14 protein-coding genes are annotated in these 21,587 nt (G+C 71.8%); 9 read left to right on the forward strand and 5 right to left on the reverse strand.

Features of this window, described 5'->3' with window-relative positions:
- Positions 1 to 140 precede the first annotated feature (140 nt).
- Positions 141 to 3,443: a glycosyl hydrolase family 95 catalytic domain-containing protein gene (locus tag ACIBH4_RS38715; protein ID WP_362770102.1), complete on the reverse strand. Its 3,303-nt coding sequence runs from the start codon at positions 3,441 to 3,443 to the stop codon at positions 141 to 143.
- A gap of 461 nt (positions 3,444 to 3,904) precedes the next feature.
- Here ACIBH4_RS38715 and selA point away from each other — a divergent pair, with 461 nt between their 5' ends.
- The 3 genes from selA (at position 3,905) to fdhA (ending at position 8,636) form a co-directional block, all read left to right on the forward strand.
- A complete protein-coding gene (selA, locus tag ACIBH4_RS38720; RefSeq protein WP_362506246.1) occupies positions 3,905 to 5,248 on the forward strand; it encodes an L-seryl-tRNA(Sec) selenium transferase in 1,344 nt (447 codons plus the stop codon).
- Complete coding sequence (locus ACIBH4_RS38725; RefSeq protein WP_362770099.1) at positions 5,248 to 7,173, forward strand: SelB C-terminal domain-containing protein; 1,926 nt, start codon at positions 5,248 to 5,250, stop codon at positions 7,171 to 7,173. Before selA ends, ACIBH4_RS38725 begins: the two co-directional genes overlap by 1 nt.
- A gap of 239 nt (positions 7,174 to 7,412) precedes the next feature.
- Positions 7,413 to 8,636 carry a formaldehyde dehydrogenase, glutathione-independent gene (gene fdhA / locus ACIBH4_RS38730; protein ID WP_362506251.1) on the forward strand — a complete coding sequence of 408 codons (1,224 nt, stop codon included), beginning with the start codon at positions 7,413 to 7,415 and terminating at the stop codon, positions 8,634 to 8,636.
- Between the two features lie 164 nt (positions 8,637 to 8,800).
- Here fdhA and ACIBH4_RS38735 read toward each other — a convergent pair whose 3' ends face one another.
- Positions 8,801 to 9,286, reverse strand: coding sequence for a ribosomal protein L7/L12 (locus tag ACIBH4_RS38735; RefSeq protein WP_362506254.1), 486 nt, complete (start codon positions 9,284 to 9,286; stop codon positions 8,801 to 8,803).
- Between the two features lie 390 nt (positions 9,287 to 9,676).
- Here ACIBH4_RS38735 and ACIBH4_RS38740 point away from each other — a divergent pair, with 390 nt between their 5' ends.
- The 4 genes from ACIBH4_RS38740 to ACIBH4_RS38755 are packed head-to-tail and all read left to right on the forward strand — an operon-like array spanning position 9,677 to position 14,610.
- The gene (locus tag ACIBH4_RS38740; RefSeq protein ID WP_362506257.1) at positions 9,677 to 10,786 is read left to right on the forward strand and encodes a BMP family ABC transporter substrate-binding protein; all 1,110 of its coding nucleotides are present in this window, start codon (positions 9,677 to 9,679) and stop codon (positions 10,784 to 10,786) included.
- A 1-nt stretch (position 10,787) separates the two neighbouring features.
- Entirely contained in the window at positions 10,788 to 12,518 is a 1,731-nt protein-coding gene (locus tag ACIBH4_RS38745) for an ABC transporter ATP-binding protein (RefSeq protein ID WP_362770097.1), read from the forward strand.
- Positions 12,515 to 13,699 (forward strand): ABC transporter permease, encoded by a 1,185-nt coding sequence (locus tag ACIBH4_RS38750; RefSeq protein WP_362506263.1) that lies wholly within the window; start codon positions 12,515 to 12,517, stop codon positions 13,697 to 13,699. Before ACIBH4_RS38745 ends, ACIBH4_RS38750 begins: the two co-directional genes overlap by 4 nt.
- Positions 13,696 to 14,610 (forward strand): ABC transporter permease, encoded by a 915-nt coding sequence (locus ACIBH4_RS38755; protein WP_362506266.1) that lies wholly within the window; start codon positions 13,696 to 13,698, stop codon positions 14,608 to 14,610. The genes ACIBH4_RS38750 and ACIBH4_RS38755 overlap by 4 nt, the downstream gene beginning before the upstream one ends.
- A 32-nt stretch (positions 14,611 to 14,642) precedes the next feature.
- On the opposite strand, the gene ACIBH4_RS38760 is transcribed toward ACIBH4_RS38755, so the two are convergent.
- Entirely contained in the window at positions 14,643 to 15,017 is a 375-nt protein-coding gene (locus tag ACIBH4_RS38760) for a metalloregulator ArsR/SmtB family transcription factor (RefSeq protein ID WP_362506269.1), read from the reverse strand.
- 165 nt (positions 15,018 to 15,182) lie between these two features.
- Between ACIBH4_RS38760 and ACIBH4_RS38765 the strand changes: the two genes are divergently transcribed.
- Complete coding sequence (locus tag ACIBH4_RS38765) at positions 15,183 to 15,377, forward strand: DUF1918 domain-containing protein (RefSeq protein ID WP_362506272.1); 195 nt, start codon at positions 15,183 to 15,185, stop codon at positions 15,375 to 15,377.
- Between the two features lie 79 nt (positions 15,378 to 15,456).
- Positions 15,457 to 16,434: an aldo/keto reductase gene (locus ACIBH4_RS38770; RefSeq protein ID WP_362506275.1), complete on the forward strand. Its 978-nt coding sequence runs from the start codon at positions 15,457 to 15,459 to the stop codon at positions 16,432 to 16,434.
- Positions 16,435 to 16,460: 26 nt separating this feature from the next.
- Here ACIBH4_RS38770 and ACIBH4_RS38775 read toward each other — a convergent pair whose 3' ends face one another.
- Positions 16,461 to 19,967, reverse strand: coding sequence for a BTAD domain-containing putative transcriptional regulator (locus ACIBH4_RS38775; protein WP_362506278.1), 3,507 nt, complete (start codon positions 19,965 to 19,967; stop codon positions 16,461 to 16,463).
- A gap of 258 nt (positions 19,968 to 20,225) precedes the next feature.
- Positions 20,226 to 21,491 (reverse strand): glycosyltransferase family 4 protein, encoded by a 1,266-nt coding sequence (locus ACIBH4_RS38780; protein WP_362770095.1) that lies wholly within the window; start codon positions 21,489 to 21,491, stop codon positions 20,226 to 20,228.
- Positions 21,492 to 21,587 lie beyond the last annotated feature (96 nt).

The following is a 21,587-nucleotide window of genomic DNA, read 5'->3' on the forward strand; positions in this document are numbered from 1 at the left end:
GGGGGGGGTCCTGTGGTCCACCGGTCGGGGGGGCCGGGGGGGGGGGCCCCCCCGCGGGGGGCGCGGGGGGGGGGGGGGGGGGGGGGGGGGCGCCCCCCCCCCGCGGCCCTTCGGTCAGGCTCGGCGGTTATCCGGGGGTGCTATCCGCCTATCGCGACGGCGAAGATGTGCATGGTCGCGACGCCCGACTGCGCTCTCGCGCTGATGTTCGGCAGGTCGAGGCGGGAGACCTCCTTGTCCTGCAGCGCCACGCCGACGTAGTAGATGGTCGCGGCGGTGTTGACCTGCTGGTTTCCCGGACGGTTCTGGTAGGAAGCCACGATGGCGGCGTCGCCCTCCGGCCTGGGGGCGCCGTACCAGTCGGGGGAGCTGAGGGTGAAGGTCTGCCTCGTGCCGTCCTTGTAGACGATGGTGGCCGGCCCGGAAACCGCGCCGTACGTTCCGGTCAGCAGGAAGCCGAGTTTCGCGCCCGAGCCGCTCAGCTTGATGGACTGGCCGGAGGCGATGGCGTTGTCGGCGGTGCCCACCGGGACGGCCGGCCACTTGAAGTCGATCCCGCCCTTGCTGACCGTGCTGCCGGGGGTGACGCCGACCTGGGCCAGCGCCTGGGCGGAGATGCTGGCGCCGTTGCCGTCGAAGTTGCCGGGGGCGGTGTTGCCGTTGTCGGTCACGGCGATGTTGGTGAAGTTCTGCTCCAGCGGCGTCTCCCTGCCGTCCCACAGCCGGACCGAGGTCTTGGCGGAGGCGGTCCAGTCACGGCCGGTCGCCTTGCCGGTCACGACCACGCTGGTCGCCGAGCCGGTCGCGGCGGGGGTGACCTTGAACTCGGCGGTGGCCTCGGAGTCAGGCGACAAGGGCTTCAGCACGACCTGCGCCGGAGTGACGGTCCACCCGTCCGGAACCTCGAGGGACACGCTCGTCCTGGGTGCGATCGGCATGTCGATCGCCCGGAGTGTGAAGGTGAACGTCGCCTCCTGGCCCAGCGCGACCTCGGCGGGCCCGTCGAGCTTGACCTTCTGCAAGGCGTACGCGCGGTAGGTGTGACCGGCCTGTCCGGTGATTTTGAGCAGGTCGGGCTCTTCGGTCCGCTTGGTGCGAGCGGTGCCGCCGCGGGTGGCGTCGAGCACCCGGTAGCGTCCGGCGAACATCTGGCCGCGTACCTTGATCGTGCCGTCGCGATCGGGCGTGATCAGGAATTCGTCGGCCTGGGAATCGCTCCACGTCGCGCCGACGGTGTAACCTCCGCGCCCTCGCAGGCCTTCGATCCGCCCGGTCGGCCACGCCTCCGGCAGCGCGGGCAGCAGGTGCAGTTCACCGGCATGGCTCTGCAGCAGCATCTCGGCGATACCGGAGGTGGCGCCGAAGTTGCCGTCGATCTGGAAGGGCGGGTGCAGGTCGAACATGTTGGGGGCGAGCCTGGCCGGCGTCACGAGGAAGCGGACGAGGTCGTGCGCGCGCTTGCCCTCCTCCATCCGCGCCCAGTAGTTGATCTTCCAGGCCAGTGACCAGCCCGTTCCGTCGTCGCCGCGCAACTCCAGCGTCCGCCGGGCGGCCTCGAACAGCTCCGGGGTGCCGCGCTTGGTGATCTGGTTGCTGGGGTGCAGGCCGTACAGGTGGGAGACGTGCCGGTGGCTCCGCTCGGTCTCCACCCAGTCGTACAGCCATTCCATGATGTTGCCGCGCGAACCGACCTTCATCGGCGGCAGCCGGTCCGCGGCGGCCAGGACCTGCGCGCGGAAACTCGCGTCCACACTGAGGACTTGGCTCGCCTCGGCGCACCCGTGGAAGAGGTCGCGCAGGATCTGGTTGTCCATGGTGGGGCCGGCGGCGACGCTGGCGTTCGCGTGGTGGGCCAGTTCGGGGGAGTTGGAGGGGTTCGTGACCAGATATCCGAGCCTCGGTTCCTCCACCAGGGTCTCAAGGAAGAACTGGGCGGCGCCCTTCATGGCCGGGTAGTTCTTCCGCAGGAACTCGACGTCACCGGTGAACAGGTAGTGGTCCCAGATCATGGTGGCCAGCCATGCTCCGCCGGTCTGCCACATGCCCCAGAACGCGCCGTCCACGACCGAGGTGGCCCGCCAGCCGTCGGTGTTGTGGTGGGTGACCCAGCCGCCGGCGCCGTACTGCGCCTGCGCCGTGCGGGCGCCGGTCACCGTGAGGTCGTTGATCATGCTGAACACCGGCTGGTAGCACTCCGACAGGTTCGTCGTGTCGGCGGGCCAGTAGTTCATCGGCAGGTTGGCGTTGATGGTGTACTTCGAGTCCCACGACGGGGACATCGATTCGTTCCAGATGCCTTGGAGGTTGGCCGGTTGCGTGCCGGGACGCGAAGAGGAGATCAGTAGGTACCGGCCGAATTGGAACAGCAGCGCGGAGAACTGCGGGTCGTCGACGGCGTTGTGCTGCGCGATCCGGACGTCGGTCGGCTGGTCGGCCGCCGAGGTGCGCGGGAGTTCGAGATTCGTACGCCCGAACAGCTTCTGGTAGTCGGCGACGTGCCGGCTGCGCAACTCGGCGAAGGTCTTGTCCTGGGCGGCGTTGAGGTGCCCGAGCGTGATGCCCTGGTAGTCGCCGCTCACGTCCTGGTAGTTCACGTAGCTTGAGCCCATGGAGACCAGCACCGTCACGCTGTCGGCGGCGGAAACCTGAAGTGTGCCGCCGGAGCTGGAGACGGTGCCGCCTTCGGCGAAGGCCCGGGCCAGTGCCTGGAACCGGACCGAGCCGGTGATGCCCCGGTGATTGCCGGACCGGCCGTCGAGCGCGACCGTCGCGCCGTCCGGGCTGGAGCGCGTGTTCTGCTGAGGGCTGTCGAAGGTCGCGGAGAACGTGATCGAGCCGGGCTGGTCGGCGGTCAGGCGGATCGCGATGACCTGGTCCGGGGCGCTCGCGAACACCTCGCGCCGGAAGCGCACCCCGTTCTTGAGGTACGTGGTGGATGTGGTGGCGGTGGTGAGGTCCAGCTGGCGGTTGTACTCCGTCGAGCCGGTGCCGCCGGGGAAGCTCAGCCTGAGGTTGCCGACGGGCTGGTAGGCCAGCTGGCCCACGGGGTTCCCGAGCATTGCCTGGTCGATGAGGTTCTGGGCCTGAATCCACTGGTCCTCGAAGACCAGCTGCCGGATCTCCGCCAGCGCCGCGGCGCCCCTCGGGTTGCTCTGGTCGTACGGGCCGCCGGCCCACACGGTGTCCTCGTTGAGCTGCAGCCGCTCCTGGTCGACGTTGCCGAAGACCATGGCGCCGAGGCGTCCGTTGCCGATGGGCAGCGCGCGCAGCCAGTCGGTGCCGGCGGACCGGTCGTACCAGAGGGCCAGGTCGTTGGCGGCGAGTACTTCCGGAGGCGCCACCGAAGCGGCTCGGGCCACCGCCGTCCATTGCATGGGGAGCAGCAGAGCTCCGGCTCCGGCTGCGCTGATCGACATCAACTGCCTGCGGGACAGGTCTGGCATGGTGCTTCTCCAAGCGTGGTGCAGCCTCGCCGGCAGCCGAAATCGCGCATGCGACGACGAACTCGACAACAGGTCAACTCGGGAGTCCGGTCGAATCGGCAGGTGGCGGGGTTTGGGACTGGGGGGTTTCGGTCAAGTTAAAAGATTTGATGTATCGCGTCAATAGCCGTAACAAAAGCCAACGAAAATCCGCTCATGCGTCGTTCGTCGCCCCTAGACATCCGACCTATCAAGGTTTCAGAATGAAGGCCGAGGGTGTGCGGAGACCGCTGGCGCAACATTTGGCCACGTGAGGCGCTTCACACCATCGAGACCAGAGACGGGAAGTCCTGACCGACGACGCCCAGAGGAGACGCGCTCGCCGGAACGCCCGGCGGAAGGAATGGGAGGCCGGGCTTCAAAGGCCCAGGTCCTCGGCCTGGCGGATTCGATTCCCTTCCGCCTTCGCCTATGTTCGGAGAGTGGACCCACGCAGGCTCGTGCCGCGCACCGACGCCGTCCTCGCCGACCCGCGGCTGGTCGCGGCGGCGGGGAGGCTCGGGCGGACGGTCGTCAAGGACGCCGTGGTGCGGGCACAGCGACGCGTACGGCAGGGCGCGCTCGATCCGGGAGAGATCGCGGACGCGGCCGTGGCGGCGCTCCCGCCGTACCCGGCGAGCTCGCGGCAGGTGATCAACATGACCGGGGTGCTGGTCCACACCAACCTGGGCCGCGCGCCGCTCTCGGCTGCGGCGGTGGAGGCCACGGCCGCCGCGGCGGGCTACGCGGACGTGGAGTTCGACCTGGCCACCGGAGTCCGCGCCCGCCGGGGGCGGGGTGCGATGGACGCGCTCGCGCGGGCCGTTCCCGCCGCGGAAGGCGTGCACGTGGTCAACAACAACGCCGCCGCGCTCGTGCTCGTGGCCACCGCGCTCGCCGCCGGGCGGGAGATCGTGATCAGCCGCGGCGAGCTGGTGGAGATCGGCGACGGGTTCCGCATCCCCGACCTGCTCGTCTCCACCGGCGCCAGGCTACGCGAGGTGGGCACGACCAACCGCACCTGCCACGCCGACTACCGGGCGGCGGTGGGACCGGAGACGGGCTTCGTCCTCAAGGTGCACCCGTCGAACTTCCTGATCGAGGGTTTCACCGGCTCGGTCGAGGTCGCCGAGCTGTCCGCGCTGGGTGTGCCCGTGGTGGCAGACATCGGCTCGGGTCTGCTCGCGCGGGAGCCGCTGCTGCCGAACGAGCCCGACGCGGCGAGCGCTCTGGAGGCCGGAGCCGACCTTGTCACCGCGAGTGGCGACAAGCTGCTCGGCGGTCCGCAGGCCGGGCTGCTGCTGGGTCGGCGCGACCTGGTCGAGCGGTGCGCCAGACACCCGCTGGCCCGTGCGCTCCGGGTGGACAAGCTGACACTGGCCGCGCTGGAGGCCACCCTGCGAGGCCCCGCCACCCCCGTCCACCAAGCTCTGCACGCCGACGCCGCGCTGCTCGGCGAGCGTGCCGCCGCGCTCGCGGCCAGGCTGGCCGAGACGGGGATCGACGCGAGGGCCGTGCCGAGCGAGGCGGCGGTGGGCGGCGGCGGGGCACCGGGCGTGAGGCTGCCGAGCGCCGCGGTCAGCCTGCCCGAGCGGTTCGCGGTGCCGCTGCGGACCGGGCGGCTCCCGGTCGTCGGCAGGGTGGAGGGCGGCCGTCTCCTGCTCGATCTGCGTGCCGTGCCCGCGGACCGGGACGGTGATGTACTGAGCGCCGTTCTCGGGGTGAGGGCCGCCGTGTGTGACCGTCGGGACGGCCGGTCGGCACACGGGGCGTGGACGGGTGGCTGATGCACGTCGTCGCCACGGCGGGCCACGTCGATCACGGTAAGTCCACCCTGGTGCGGGCGCTCACCGGGATGGAACCCGACCGGCTGGCCGAGGAGCGCCGGCGGGGGCTCACGATCGAACTCGGTTACGCCTGGACGGAGCTGCCCTCGGGGGAGCGGCTCGCCTTCGTCGACGTTCCCGGCCACGAGCGCTTTCTCGCCACCATGCTGGCCGGGGCCGGTCCGGCGCCCGCCGTCATGTTCGTGGTGGCGGCCGACGAGGGCTGGATGCCGCAGTCCGAGGAGCACCTGGTGGCGCTGGAGACCCTGGGGGTGCGGCACGGCCTGCTCGTGGTGACCCGCGCCGATCTCGCGGAGCCGGCTCCGGCCGTGGAGCGGGCGCGGGCCCGTCTGGCGGCGGGTGGTCTGAGCGGTGCCGAGGCGCTGGCCGTGAGCGGACGCACCGGGCAGGGCCTCGACGAGCTGCGCCGGGCACTGGACCGGCTGGTGGCCGGACTGCCCGTACCCGATCCAGGGGCGCCGGTTCGGCTGTGGATCGACCGGGCGTTCACCGTACGTGGCAGTGGCACGGTCGTGACCGGGACTTTGCCCGCGGGCACGATCACCGCGGGGGACGAGCTGGATCTCGACGGCGTGCCCGCGCGGGTGCGGGCGCTGGAGTGCCTGAAGGAGCCGGTGGCCTCGGTGACCGGCGTGGCCAGGGTGGCGCTCAACCTGCGGGGCATGCGCGGCCATGGCGATCCCTGTCGTGGCCTTGCCCTGGTCACCCCGGACGCGTGGACGTACACCGACCTGGTCGACGTGCGCCTCAGCCCGTCGGGACCCGCGGGCGGTGGCCCGTGGTGGCCTGGTGAGTTCGAGGTGGACGGCCTCGGAGGTGGTGGCTCGCGCGTGCCCGCCGGGGATACCGGGTCGGAGGGCTCCTGGGAACACATCCCTGGGGCGTTCGGAGGCGAGGGACGCTCCGAGGGCTGGGACGCCGGTGATCTTCCGGGGCGGCTGACCGCGCACATCGGCTCCGCGGCGGTGGTGTGCGACGTGCGGCCGCTCGGTGGGCGGATCGCCCGGCTGCGCCTGGCCGGACGGCTCCCCCTGCACGCGGGCGACGTGCTGCTGCTGCGCGATCCCGGGCGCGACCGGGGCGAGGTGCGGGTCCTCGCGCGGGCGAGCGTGCTCGATCCCCGCCCGCCTGACCTGCGCCGCCGGGGCGCGGCGCGGCAGCGGGCGGCCGAGTTGGCGGCGGCCCCGCCGGACGCGGCCTCCCTGCTGCGAACCCACCTGCTGCTGCGTACCGGTGATCTGGTGGCGATGGGGTGTGCTCGGGGAAGGCCGGTGTGCGGCGACTGGCACGTCGATCCGGCGCACTGGTCGATGCTGGAGGAGCGTCTCCCCGAGGTGGTGCGGCGCCACTCCTCGGCGCATCCGCTGGAGCCGGGCATGCCGGTGGAGGCGGCCCGTCACGAGCTGGCCCTGCCCGACCGTCGGCTGGTCGCGGCGCTCCTGCGCCCGCCGCTCGCCCTGGAGGCCGGACGGATCGTGAGCGGCCCCTGTGTCCGCCCGGCGCTGCCCGCGCCGGTCGTCCGGGCCGTCGAGCGGCTCGGCGCCGAGCTGTCCGCGCGCCCCTTCCTGGCCCCGGAGGCGGGCAGGCTGGCCGAGCTGGGGCTGGGGCCCAGGGAGCTGGCGGCCGCCGTACGGGTGGGGGCGCTGCTCCGGGTGGCCGACGGGATCGTGCTGCTGCCCGGCGCGGACGTCCTGGCGGGCCGGGTGCTCGCCCGGCTGCCGCAGCCGTTCACGGTCAGTCAGGCCAGGCAGGCCCTCGGCACCAGTCGCAGGGTCGCGGTGCCGCTCCTGGAACACCTCGACGAAAGAGGGCTCACCGAGCGGGTCGACGAGGTCCACCGCCGCTGCCGACCCCACGCGGGATAGGGATCCTTCGGTATCACGCCGGTCACCGGCTCTGGCGGATTGGGGGAGGCGGATCCCGGAGGGGGATGGCTCCCCGATATCGCCGCAACCAGCAGGTATATGGTGAAAAAAGGCGAAAAATCATCATCGGTTCGGATGTGGTCGTCACCATTCCCCTCACGTCCCCTCGACGGCGGCGGGCCGCTCCGCCGGCGTCACGCGGAAGGGCACACCACGAGGAAACGAACAGGGAGGACGTCATGCCGAGCAACAGGGCCGTCTCGTACCAGGGGACAGGCAAGGTGGAGGTCCGGGACATCGACTATCCCGGGTTCGAGCTCAAGGACGGACCCGGGGTGAACCCGGCGAACGTGGGCCGTAAGGTGCCGCACGGCGCGATCGTCAAGACCGTCGCGACGAACATCTGCGGCAGCGACCAGCACATGGTCCGTGGCCGCACCACCGCGCCCGTCGGCCTCATCCTCGGGCACGAGATCACCGGCGAGGTCGTCGAACTCGGCCCGGACGTGGAGTTCGTCAAGAAGGGCGACCTCGTCTCCGTCCCCTTCAACATCGCCTGTGGCCGCTGCCGCAACTGCAAGGAGGGCAAGACCGGGATCTGCGAGAACGTCAACCCCGACCGGCCAGGCTCGGCGTACGGCTACGTCGACATGGGCGGCTGGATCGGCGGGCAGGCGCAGTACGTCCTGGTGCCCTACGCCGACTGGAACCTGCTCACGTTCCCCGACAGAGACCAGGCGATGGAGAAGATCCTCGACCTGTCCATGCTCACCGACATCTTCCCGACCGGCTTCCACGGCTGCGTCAGCGCCGGGGTGAAGCCGGGATCGACCGTCTACATCGCGGGCGCGGGACCGGTCGGGCTCGCCGCGGGCGTCTCGGCGTTCCTCCTCGGGGCGGCCGTGGTCATCATCGGCGACCTGAACAAGGAACGGCTGGAAAAGGCCCGCAGCTTCGGCTGCGAGACCGTCGACGTGTCGCTGGGTGACCCGAAGGACCAGATCGAGCAGATCCTCGGCGAGCCCGAGGTCGACTGCGGCGTCGACGCCGTCGGCTTCGAGGCGCGCGGCCACGGTGGCGACTCCGACAGGGAACAGCCCGCCACCGTGCTCAACTCGCTCATGGACATCACCCGCGCCGGCGGCGCGCTCGGCATCCCGGGCCTGTACGTGACCGGCGACCCGGGTGCCCCGGACGAGGCCGCGAAGCAGGGTTCGCTGTCCATCAGGCTCGGCCTCGGCTGGGCCAAGTCGCTCGCCTTCACCACGGGCCAGTGCCCCGTCATGCGCTACAACCGCTATCTGATGCAGGCGATCCTGCACGACAGGGTGCAGATCGCCAAGGCGGTCAACGCCGTGCCGATCCCGCTGGAGCGGGCGCCCCAGGGGTACGAGGAGTTCGACCAGGGCGCCGCGTCCAAGTTCGTGCTCGACCCGAACGGCATGCTCGGAACATCCGGCTGACCACCCGCACCACGCCCTGAGGTGTGACAGCGCCGCCTCGGATCCTGTTCGTCGGCCCGGGCCGAGGGCTTCGCCGCGAAGTGTCCCGGTTCGCGGAGCTCGGGAAAAGAGGGGCGGAGGTTTCGAAGGACTCGGGGAAGGGGGCTTGAAGGGGCCGGGGTGAGTCAGAGCGCTTCGACGAAGAGCTCGGCCTCGCGCTCGCCCATGCCGGTCTCGCCGCGCACCAGGTGGATCGCCTGCTCGGCACGGCCGGCGGCCTTGAGCTCGCGCACGCGAGTGGCGAGGTCGGGCCCAGTGATCGCGATGGTGCTCGGGGACTCCACGGGATGGGCGGCGCGAACGCGCGCCATGAGGGGATGGCTCCACAGGTCGCGCCCCATGGCCACGGCGTCGACGACATCCTTGGCCTCCTTCAGACCGAGCCCGGTGTACTGGCGCAACTCCTTGATCGCCTGGATCTTCTGCCCCTGGCGCGTCAGCCCGGTGACGGTCTCATGCAATCCCTGGGGCGTCAGTGGCGCGGTGGGCACCCCGCCGGAGACCGCGCGGCCGCCCTTCCTGGCCGCCATGACGACACCGACGACGATCGCCAGGAGCACGGCGGGCAGAGCGACGATGATCAGCAGCTCAGTGGGCCCGAGGTTCGGCATGCCCGCATCGTACGCCGGATCCGCGCGGGTCGTGCGAGGCGATGACGGGTCGGGTGAAGAGGGTGCTGAGGAGCATCTGGCCCACCTGCCCGAGGATCCGCGCGGGCGGCGTGGGACGGCGGTGGGTCGGGCGAAGAGGGCGTCGACGAGCGCGTGGCCCGCCTGCCCGAGGATGCGCACGGGCCGTGTGGGACGGAGCGGAAGGCTTTCCGACCGGGGAGTTCTCCCTCCTTGGGCAGGCGGTGAACACGATGGACGCCGACGGCGGTTAAATGGCAGCGTCCACATGGCAGCGTCCCAACCTGCCCCCAACGAGCCCGTACCCCCCTGTCCGCGACCAAGGTTCGTTCCCCACCCGCGCCCCGTGGGCATCGGATCGAGAGGATCGTCATGTCCGCACACCATCGAACGGGCCGGGTCACGGCCGCGCTGACCGCCTGTCTCGCCGCGGTGGCGCTCGCCGGATGCGCGAGCGGCGACGCCACGGCGCCCCGCGCGACCACCCCCGCCCCGGCAGGTACGGGAGCCGAGAAGGACGGCGGCACCGTGCTCCCTGGCCAGCCGGACGTCAACGGCGACGGCCGGGTCGTCATCGGGGTGCTGAGCCCCGGTGACATCAACGACAAGGGCTACTACCAGAGCTTCGTGGACACGGCGGAGGAGTTCGCCACCTCGAAGGGTTGGACGATCATCAAGCGCGGTGGCGTCAACACCAGCGAGGCGCTCAACGCCGCGCGAGCGCTCTGCCGCCAGAAGGTCGACATGGTGGCCCTGGGCGCCGCGGACCTCAGGGACGCGATTCCCGCCGCCGAGGAGCCGGTGTGCGCGGGCACCGCCTGGTACGTACCTTCCTCCGACAACATCCCGCAGACCCCGAAGATCATGCTTTCCACCGACGAGGCGGACCAGAGCCTGCTCGCCGCCGGATACGCGGCGGGCCTGCTGATGAAGGAGAAAGGCGAGACCAAGGCCGGGTTCGTGACCGGGCCCGAGGTCGACTTCACCACCGCGGCGGCGAGGGCCTTCAGGGCGGGCATCCGGCTGGTGGTCCCCGAGGCCACGCTGACGGTCACCTACAGCGGCGACCTCAACGACTCGGCCAAGGCCAAGGAGGCCACCCAGGCCCAGATCAGCCAGGGCGTCAAGGTCGTCTACCCCTACCTGGGCGGCGCCACCGACGCGTCGGCGGAGCTGGCCAACGCCAACGGCGTGCTCACCCTCACCCCGGGCACCGACCGGTGCGCCTCCACCGCGCCCACCTTCGACATCTCGGTGCTCTTCAGCCCCGGAGACTACTTCAGGGCCGCGCTGGAGGAATTCGCCGCGGCGAAGCTGCGGATGGGCGTGGAGAAGGTCTGGAAGCTCGGCGTCGACCCTTTCCCCACCGTGAGGATCTGCGAGCCCACCCCCGAGCAGAAGGAGAGGCTGGAGACGTTCATCGCCGACGTCGGCAGCGGCAAGATCGACCCCAAGGCGGAAGTGCGGAGGCTCGGCTCCTGAGATGCGGGAAGACGAACAGGCCGGGGAGCTCTCCCCACCGCCGGTGCCCGCGCTGCGGCTGCGGGGAGTGAGCAAGAGCTACGGCCAGGTGGTGGCCTGCGACGCCGTGGATCTCGACGTGTACCGGGGAGAGATCCACGGCCTGCTCGGTGAGAACGGGGCCGGCAAGTCGACGCTCATGAAGATCCTGCTGGGACTCGTCCGGCGGGACGCCGGAACCGTCCTGCGCGATGACGAGCCCGTCGACATCGGCAGCCCGAGGCAGGCCGCGGCGCTAGGCATCGGCATGGTGCACCAGCACTTCAGCCTGATCGACCCGCTCACGGTCTGGGAGAACGTCGTCCTGGGCGACACCGGGAGAATCGACAGGGCCGCCGCCCGCGACCAGGTGCTGGAGATCTCCCGGCGCTACGGTCTGCCGGTCGACCCGCTGGCCAGGGTCGCGGGACTCTCCGCGGGCGAGCGGCAGCGGGTCGAGCTGATCAAGTGCCTGCGCGGGGACCCGTCGGTGCTCGTCCTCGACGAGCCGACGTCCGTGCTGACCCGGGCGGAGTCGGCCGAGCTGTTCGGCGTGCTGCGCCGCGCGGTCCGTTCGGAGAACCGCGCCGTCATCCTGATCAGCCACAAGCTGGACGAGATCACCGCGGCCACCGACCGGGTGACCGTGCTGCGCGGGGGAAAGGTCGTCTTCCGTGGCGCGACCGCGCGGACGGGCCCGCGGGAACTGGCCAGGTGGATGGTCGGCAGGGAGGTCTCCCTGGGCGCCGAGGCCGCCGCCCTCGGCGTGCTGCCGGGGACGTACGGGTCCGCGAGGGGTGACGGACCCGGGAAGGCCGCGATGACCGAGACCGGTCCCGAGGCCGGAGCCGGAGGAGCCGTGACGGGTGAGGCCGGGCCGGGAAAAGCCACGATGACCGAGCTCAGGCCCGAGGAGCTCAGGGCCGAGAAGATCGGGACAGATGAGGCGGGCACGGCCGTCCAGGACCCCCCGGCGCCCGCGCTGCGGCTGCGCGGCCTCACCCTCACTGTCGACGGCGTGCCCGTCCTGTCCGATCTCGGGCTGGACGTCGCCCCCGGTGAGATCGTCGGCCTGTACGGGGCCGAGGGCAACGGCCAGTCGAGCCTGGGTGACCTGCTGTCCGGGCTCGCCGTACCGGACTCGGGGACGGTCGAGATCTCCGGCAGACCGGTCGATCTGAACCGCCCGGGTGCGCTGCACGCCGCCGGGCTCGGCATCGTGCCCGAGGACCGGCACGGTTTCGGGCTGGTGCTGGACATGAGCGTCGCGGCGAACCTGGTCATGAAGTCGCTGGACGCCGTGAGCGGCCGGGTGTTCCTCGATCGCAGGAGGACACACGCCCTCGCCCGCCGCATGGTGGCTGAGTTCGGCATCGTCACCCCGTCGACGGACACCCCGGTGCGCGACCTCTCCGGAGGAAACCGGCAGCGGGTCGTGCTCGCCCGCGAACTCTCCGCCCGCCCGGCCGTCCTGGTCGTGGCCCAGCCCTCGCGGGGGCTGGACGTGGGCGCCATCGAGGACATGCACCGGCGGCTGCGCGACGTCGCGTCCGAAGGGATGGCCGTACTGCTGATCTCCACGGAACTGGAGGAGGTCATGACCCTCGCCTCCAGGATCGCGGTGATCTCCTCGGGAAGGATCACCGGCGTCCTCTCCGGCGGGGAGGCCACGGCCGAGCGGCTCGGAATGCTGGTGGGCGGGGCGACCGCGTGAGAGAAACCCCCCCGAACGCCGGCCCGAACCCGTCCGGACGCCTGCTCGCCCTCCTCACCCCCGGCCCCGGCGCGTCCGGCTGGAAGACCGGCCTGGCGACCGTCGCGGGCGTGGTCGTGGCGCTCGCCCTGTCGTCGCTGCTCATCGCCGTGACCGGCGGATCCCCGCTCGCCTCGGTGCGGGCACTCTTCCAGGGCAGCGTGGCTGACTGGACGGCCTGGACCTCCACCCTGCTGTACACGGCGCCGCTGTTGCTCGTCGCCGTGGGCGCGTGCGTCAGCGCCAGGTCCGGTGTGTTCAACATCGGGCAGGAGGGCCAGGTGCTCGTCGGGGCGCTCTTCGCCGCCTGGGTGGGACTGCGCCTCGCGGTCACCGGCCCGGCGCTGCTGGTGGTCGTGCTCACGGTCGCCGCGCTGGCCGGTGGCGCGTGGGCGGGCCTCAGCGCGCTGATGTACCGGCTGCGGGGCGTCAACATCGTGGTCAGCACGCTGCTGATGACCTTCGTCGCCCAGCAGCTCGTCGCGTTCGCGGTGAACACGCCGTGGCTGCTGCAGGAGTCGCGGATCGGTGACGCCGTCGTCGCGCCGCAGTCCAACCCGCTGCCGGCGAGCGCGCTGCTCGGCTCGATCGGGGAATATCCGGACCTGCAGGTCAACGGCGGCCTGCTGATCGCGGTGACCGGAGCGGCGATCGTCGCGACGGCGATCACCCGCACCCGCTGGGGGTTCGGGCTCACCATGCTCGGACTCAATCCGCTCGCCGCCAGGCACGCGGGGGTACGCGCCGACGCGCTGGGCGGCGCGGCGCTGGCCGTCTCCGGCGCCTTCGCCGGGCTGGCCGGGGCCGTGCTGCTGACCAGCCCGGTGGGCGTCCACCGGCTGCAGCCGGGCATGGCGATGAACATCGGCTGGGACGGACTGCTCGTCGCCCTCGTCGCCCGCAACCGGCCGGTGCCGGCCGTGGCGGTCGCCCTGCTGTTCGGCGCGCTGCGCTCCGGTGGCGGCTTCCTCGCCGCGACCGGTGTGCCCTCGTTCGTCGTGGACGTGGTGAAGGCCCTGCTGGTGCTGGCCTTCGTCGCCCCGCCCGCCGTCATCGCCGCGCTCCGGCGCCGCGGAACCGGCGTGCGCGCCGCACGCGACGGGCACGGGGCCGCGCCCGTCGCGGAGAGGACGGCCCTGTGATCGGCGCGGACGACGTCTCCACCATCCTGTCCAGCGGGGTACGGCTCACGGTGCCGCTCGCCTTCGCGGCGTGCGGGGAGTATCTCGCCGAGCGGGCCGGTGCCATGAACATCTCCGTCGAGGCGATGATGCTGGGCGCCGCGTTCGGCTCGATCGCCACGGCCAGTGCCACCGGCAGCGCCACCGCGGGGCTGGTCGCGGGCGTGCTGGTCGGGCTCCTCATCGGCCTCGTCCACGGCAACCTCTCCCACCGGCTGGAGATCGACACCTTCGTGGCCGGTCTGGTGCTCAACGCCCTCGTCCTCGGGGTGACCGGCTACCTGATCACGGTCAGCGACTTCGACTCCCACCAGGTGTCACAGGTCAGCGTCCCCTGGCTGCGCGACATACCGCTGATCGGCCCCCCGCTGTTCGTCGAGCGCTGGCCGGCCTACCTGCTGGTCGTCATCGTCCCGCTGACCTGGTGGCTGGTCGAGCGCAGCAGGTGGGGCCTGGAGTTGCGGGCGGTCGGCGAGCGGCCGCGTGCCGCCGACGTCACCGGCATCCGGGTCAACGCGCGCCGCCGCCAGGCACTGCTGTGGTGCGGCGCGCTGGCCGGGCTGGGCGGCGCGTACCTCGCGGTCGGCGAGGTCGGCTCGTTCAACCAGAACATGACGGCCGGACGGGGGTACATCGTCGTCGCGGCGGTGATCTTCGGCGGCTGGCGGCTGGGACGCACCCTGCTCGGCTGCGCGATCTTCGGCCTCGCCGACGCCATGCGCCTGGCGCTGCCCGCGCTGGGCCTGGAGTTGAACGCGCAACTGCTCATAGCGGCGCCGTACCTGCTGGCCCTGCTCGCGATGCTGCTGCTCACGAACCGGCGCCGCGAACCCGGGGCGCTGGGACGGCCCTTCGAGCGTGGCTCACCCTGAGCCCCCAGGCCACAGGGACGGCGGGGCCGGTCTCACGGGCCGGTGTCGGCGCCCGGTGTCGGCGAGGGCTTCGCCTCCCTGACGCGACGCTCCCGCTTTCCCCGCGCGATCTCGGTGCCCAGGGCGTCGAGGTGCTGGTTCCAGAAGTGCCGATAGCGGTCAAGCCACCTGTCCACCTCCCGCAGCGGGGCGGGGTCGACGGCGTACAGCCTTCGGGTCCCCTGGGCACGTACGGTCGCGAACCCGTTGTCCCGCAGCACGCGCAGGTGCTGCGAGACGCCGGGTTGCGAGATCCCGAACTCCTCCTGCACCACGGCGCTGATCTCACCGGCCGCCCGCTCGCCGTCGGCGAGCAACTCCAGGATCCGGCGCCGGACCGGATCGCCGAGAACGTCGAGCGCGTGCATGGCCTCACTGTCTCAGTATCGACTTATATAAGTAAAGTCTGACGCCGATGGGGTGCTCCAGCAGGCCTCAGGGTGTCTCCCACCTGGACGAATGCGCCGCAGGGTGATCCCATGGAAAGGGAGGATGGCCACGGAGGCAGCATCTTCCCCATACGGGAGGACACCATGAAGGCAACCATAGGCGACAAACTGATCGTGGAGGGCGCCCGCAACGGCGATCCTCGCAAGGTCGGCTTGATCATCGAGCTGCGCAACGAGGACGGAAGCCCGCCCTACATGGTCCGCTGGGAGGGCGACGAGCACGAAAGCCTCGTCTTCCCCGGTCCCGACGCCCACGTGGTACCGAGCGTGTCGCGGTAGGAGGGGGACACCGCACCGCCGGCCTGCCCCGCCCGGGTGCCGGTGATTCCCGCCGTGCGTGCGGGCTACGATCACTGATGTGGAACAGCGCGAATTGGGAAGAACGGGCAGGCAGGTCGGCGTCGTCGGGCTCGGCGCATGGCAACTGGGTGCCGACTGGGGTGAGGTCGGCGAGGACGAGGCCCTGGCCACCCTCGACGCCGCGGTGGAGGCGGGGGTCACCTTCGTCGACACCGCCGACGTGTACGGCGACGGACGCAGCGAGCGGATCGTCTCGCGGCTGATCAAGGCCAGGCCCGGGCTGACCGTGGCCACCAAGATGGGCCGCCGCGTCGCGCAGGAGCCCTCGGCCTACACCCTGGACAACTTCCGGGCGTGGACCGACCGCTCCCGCGCCAACCTCGGCGTCGACACCCTCGACCTGGTGCAGCTGCACTGCCCGCCCACCCCGGTCTATGCGACGGACAGGGTCTTCGACGACCTCGACACGCTCGTCGAGGAGGGCCGCGTGGCCGCCTACGGGGTGAGCGTGGAGACCTGCGACGAGGCGCTCACCGCGATCGCCCGGCCGGGCGTGGCCACCGTGCAGATCATTCTCAACGCCTTCCGGCTCAAGCCGCTGGAGAAGGTGCTCCCGGCGGCGGCCGAGGCCGGGGTCGGCATCATCGCCCGTGTCCCGCTGGCCAGCGGCCTGCTGTCCGGCAAATACGACGAGTCCACCGTCTTCGGCGCGGACGACCACCGCACCTTCAACCGGCACGGCGAGTCCTTCGACGTCGGCGAGACCTTCTCCGGAGTCGATTTCGCCACCGGCCTGGAGGCGGTCCGCCGCCTGGCACCGCTGGTGCCGCCGCAGGCCACCATGGCGCAGTTCGCGCTGCGCTGGATCATCGACCAGCCCGGTGTCTCCGTGGTCATCCCCGGTGCCCGCAATCCCGGACAGGCCCGTGCCAACGCGGCCGCCGCCGCCGTGGACGCGCTGCCCGAGCCGACCCTCACGAGGGTGCGGGAGATCTACGACGAGCTGATCCGCCCGCAGGTCCACCAACGCTGGTGAACCGGTGGCCGGGTGAGGCGGCCGGATCAGCTCAGGCGGGCCAGCAGCCGCAGGCTCCGCTCCTCCAGGTGGGCCAGGCCGAGCCGCCGGTGCGTCTCGACCGCCTCGCGGGCGTGCTCACGAGCCCGGTCGGCGCGGCCCAGCCGCGCCGCCAGCTCGGCGAGGACCAGGTGGGTGGAACCCCACGCCGTGCTGCCCGTCCCGGCGACGATCAGCTGGTCGCCGTGCGGGGCGAGCCTGTCGTACAGCTCCTCGGGGTCGGGGACGCCGAGCCCGGCGGCGACCAGGCCCCAGACAGGGATGAGGAAGTCGGCGATCCAGTCGTCCGCGACCTCTGTGCCCCAGCGGGCGACCAGCTCGCGGGCGAGATCCGGACGGCCGGAGTCGAGGGCGGCCAGCACCGCGATCGGGCGCAGCGGCACCAGCGACGGGTCCTCCGCCGAGGCGAGCAGCCCGTCGAGGGTCTCCGCGACCCGGCCGCGCCCCCGGTCGCAGGTGAACATCGTGAGCAGCAGCCGGAACTCCTGCCCCCAGACGCTGGAGCCGTAGCCCATCTTCCCGAAACGGGTGACGAGCGATTCCGCGTCCGCCCAACGGCCTTCGAGGGTGCATCTGGCGGTCTGGGCGATGCGGACCATGGCCTCCAGCTCGGGGCGGCGTACCTCCTCGACCAGCCGTTCGCAGCGGGCCAGATCGAGATCCCAGCCGGTCAGGTCGCCGGCGCGCATCAGGCAGGCCATCCGGAAGACCCGGGCCACCAGCTCGGTGGCTCGCGGCAGATGCGGCAGGGACAGCATCTCCTTCGCGGCCCGCAGTCGCTCGGGGTTGCGGCCGGGCACCCAGCAGGCGAGCAGGTAGTTGTTCAGGGTCCGTGCCAGCAGCGCGGGATCGTCCAGGCCGCGGGCGATCTCCACGGCTCGCGCCGCGTGCCGCTCGCTCTCGGCGCGCCGCGGGCCGTAGTGCAGCTCGACGGCGAGGGTGCCCAGCAGCGCGGCCCGGTCGCGGTCGTCGAGCGGCCCGGCCAGCAGGTCCTCAAGCACGGCGACCATCGCGGTGTCGACCACCCCGTAGGGGCGCCACAACCACAGGGCGAGTCCGCCGGAGACGGTGATCGCGGAGATCAGGGCATCCCTGTCACCCAGCCGCAGGGCGAGCTCGATCGCCTCCTCCAGATCCCGGCGTGCCGCCGCGGCGTCGCCGACCGTACGGCGAGCCTGCCCCAGCTCCGTCAGCAACGCGCACCTGGACCTGCCGCCGTCGCCACGGCCGCGGTCGGCGGGCAGTGAGTTCAAAGCCAGCTCCCACAGCTCGACGGCCTCGGTGTACGCGAGCTGGGCCGTGGCCCGCCTGGCCGCGCGGGAGGCGTACTCCACCGCCTTGGACGCGCCGCCGACCCTGGCGGCCGAGGCGAAGTGATGGGCCAGGGTGGCGGGCTCGGTGCCCGGCATGGCCTCCAGGCACTCGCCCGTACGCAGGTGCAGCCGGGCCCGCGCCAGGCGGCCGAGCCCGGCGAGCAGCGCGTCGCGCACCAGGGCGTGGGAGAAACGGTAGTCGGGGCCACCGGGCGGCTCGGCCAGCAGCCCGCTCGCCACCGCCGGTTCCAGCAGGGCCATCACCCGCTCGGCGGGAATGCCCGTGACGGCTTCGAGCACGTCGATGTCCACCTCGCGCCCGGTGACCGCCGCCGCCCGCAGCAGCTCCCGCGTCTCCTCGGGAAGCCTCGCCGCCCGGCGTTCGATGACGTCACGTGCTCCGGCGGGCAGTCCCGCCACCAGGCAGTGCTCGCCTTCACCCTCGCGCAGGCGCAGCAGCTCGCCCAGGTAGAAGGGGTTGCCGCCGCTCCGCTCCAGCAGCACCTCGACCAGCCGGGGATCGTCGGGAATCCGCCGCAGACGCAGGTAGGACGACACGTCCTGCGCACGAAACAGGGCCGGCTCCAGGTGCATGGTCCCCGGCTCCCCGGACAACGCGCCGAGGGTGTCGCGCAGCTGCGCGGGGTGGTCGCCCGGTTCGGGACGCAATGTCGCCATCACCAGCACCGGGTGGCGTGCCAGCTCGCCCGCGACGAAGGTCAGCAGCCGCAGCGAGGAGGCGTCGGCCCAGTGCAGGTCCTCCAGGACCACCAGGAGCGGGCCGCCGGTGGAGGTCAGCGTCGCCGTCACCCGCTCGTACAGCTCGAACAGGGCGGCGTCGGGATCGAGACCCGGGCTGGAGCCGAGCCCGGGAGGAGCACCGGAGCCCGCCGAGGCCTCACCGTCCGGACCGGGCCCGGAACTCGGAAGGGCCGGGCGAGGATCAGGGCTCGGACGGTCCTGGCCGGGTTCAAAGCTCGGACCGCGGACCGGTGACGCCGTCTCGCCGTGGAACGGGTTCTTCCCGCCGCACTCGCGCAACACCTGGATCCAGGGACGGAACGCGGGGGCCGCTCCGTCGACGCAGCGCCCCCAGGCCACCCGGAAACCCCGCCCGGCGGCCTCGTCGGCCACGGCCCGCGCGAGCCGGGTCTTGCCGATCCCGGCCTCCCCGGTCACCAGCACCACCCCGCCCTTCCCGCGCCTCGCCAAGGCCAGCCGCTCGGCCACCAGACGCAGCTGCGCCTCCCTGGCGACCAGGGTCTCGGCGGTCACGAGGTCACCGGCCCCGTCTCCCGTCGCGGCGCGGGCCGGTGCGGGCCGGACGAGCGCGGCGAGAGACGGCACCGGGTCCGCACCGGGAGACGGGCCGGGAGCGAGGCCGGAGGTCTCCAGCTCGACGGCCTGCTCGAACACCGCCCGCTCCAGGCGCCGCAGCCGCGGCCCCGGCTGGATACCGAGGTCATCGGCGAGCAGGGCGCGGACCCGGCGCAGCGCGGCGAGCGCGTCGGCCTGCCTGCCGGTCCGATACAGCGCCAGCACCAGCAGCTCCCAGAGCCGCTCCCGGTAGGGATGGGTCTCGACCAGGGCCTCCAGGTCCGGCACGCGTGCGCCGCTCTCGCCCAGCGCCAGCCGTGCCTCGAATCCGTCCTCCACGGCGGTGGCCCACAGCTCGCGCAGCCGCGTGACGGCGGGCCGGACGAACTCCTGATCGGTGAACTCGCCCAGCGGCTCACCCCGCCACAGCCCCAGCGTCTCCTCCAGCACCCGGAGCGCCTCCCGGTGGTCGCCGCGCGCCAGTGCCCTGCGACCTTCCTCGGCGCCCGCCGCGAAGCGCGCCAGGTCGATCTGACCGGGAGCGACGGCCAGCAGGTATCCCGGCTCGCGCGTGAGCAGCACCCTCGGCGGGGTGCGCGGCCTGCGGTCGGGCTCCAGCACCCTGCGCAGGTGCGCGATGTAGGCCTGCAGGGTCCTCGTCGCGCCGGAGGGCGGCTCGCCCGCCCACAGCCTGTCGATCAGGCCGTCCAGCGAGACCACCCTGCCAGGCTCCAGCGCCAGCATCGTCACCAGGGCACGCTGCTTCCTGGTGCCGAGGTCAAGCGGGTGACCGGCCTCGTCGGTGACCTCCAGCGGGCCCAGCAGCCGGAAGGTCAGGTGCGTCGAAGAGTCCTCTTTTTCCATGGCGGCCGGAAGCCTACGCTTTCCCACCGTCAATTTCGTGGCCGGTGGATCCGGTTGCCGGCGGGTCCCCGCGACACCGAGAGGCCGCGTGCCCTTCCGTTCTTCCCCGGCCGCACCGGCCGTCAGGGGCGGAGGGCTCTCCTGGTGTGATGTCGACCAGGGTCTCGGCGTACCCGGCGCCGAGGAGGCCGGGGACGGTGCGGCCGTCCGCTGTACCGAGCCCGGGAGCATCCGAGCCGCACCGTATCGGTCGAAGACTCAGGAGGGCCGTGCGTAGGTACCGTCGCGGCGGGCCAGCAGCTCCTCCAGAAGGGCGTCCCACATGGCGCCGACCGATTCCACGTCGTAGGTGGCGGCGGTCGCCAGAGCGCCTTTGGCCAGCCGGCGACGCAGTTCCTCGTCCTCGATGACGCGGTTGAGGGCGGCGGCGAGGTTGGCGTCGGTGCGCGGCGTGACCAGCAGCCCGTCGACCTCGTCAGTGATCATCTCCTTGGGGCCGTGCGGGCTGTTGAAGCTCACGATCGCCAGCCCTTTGGCCATCGCCTCGAGGATCGTCATGGGGAAGCCCTCGTGGCGGGAGCTGAGCGCGAAGATCGAAGCCTTCTCCAACTCGGCGCCGATGTCGGAGGTGGGGCCGGGCAGTTCGACCCTGCCCTGCAGTCCCGCCTCGGCGATCTGGGACCGCAGGTTGTCCTCCTGCGGTCCCGCGCCGAAGATGCGCAGGGTCCAGTCGGGATGGGTGGCCGCCACGGTCTCCCACGCGGCGATGAGGCGGTGGAAGCCCTTGAGCTTGGTCATGCGGCCGACGGCGACCACGACCTTGCCCTCCAGTTCGGAGATCCCGCCGGTCATGGGTGGCACGGCGTTGGGGATCCTCGCCAGCTTCCCAGGCTTTCGCCGCAGCGTCGCGCGGTAGTCGCGCATGTCGGCCTTGGTGAGGGTGACGAGGGCGTCGAATCTGCGGTAACGCCGTTTGATGACCTTCTGCACCTCCTGCGACTGTCCCCGCAGGGCCACGTGCTCCTGGCCGACGGTGATGACGCTCGGCAGGGCCAACTGGGCGAGGGCCAGGTTGAGCCCGGGTCTGGTGGCGATGATGACGCCGGTGTCGACCGAGCGGATCCATCGGGCCAGTCGCAGGTCGGTCCACACGTTGAAGCGGTGGTAGGCGGCCTCCTGCGGCGGGATGAGCCTGCTCGGCATCCTCGACAGCCGGCCGCGCAGGCCGGTCGGCGGGACCAACCTGTCGTCGAGGAAGCGGAACCTCACCCTCGGGTCGATGGGGAAGAACGGCTCCTCCGCCTCCTTGAGGATGGAGACGATCTCCACGTCGTGTCCGGTCGAGGCCAGGTAGCCGGCCAGATTGAAGACCGTTCTGATGGTGCCGCCCATGCCGTACGCGTGCAGGAGCAGGATCTTGACCTGGTGTGTGGACGGGGGTGGCGCGGTCCGTTCACGCCTTCGGTTCCTCGCCTCGAACAGCCGGTAGATCGCCCTCTTGGCCTTGCCCGTCAGTGCACGCACCTGTGGGGGTCCCCTTCTCGCAGGCTTCCGGGCTCACACGCCTGTCTGTCCCCGTGGCGCATGCCCCGCTTTGACCCCTATAGACGCTGCGATGAG

The sequence above is a fragment of the Streptosporangium sp. NPDC050284 genome (genome assembly GCF_044459525.1).
GTDB lineage: Bacteria > Actinomycetota > Actinomycetes > Streptosporangiales > Streptosporangiaceae > Streptosporangium.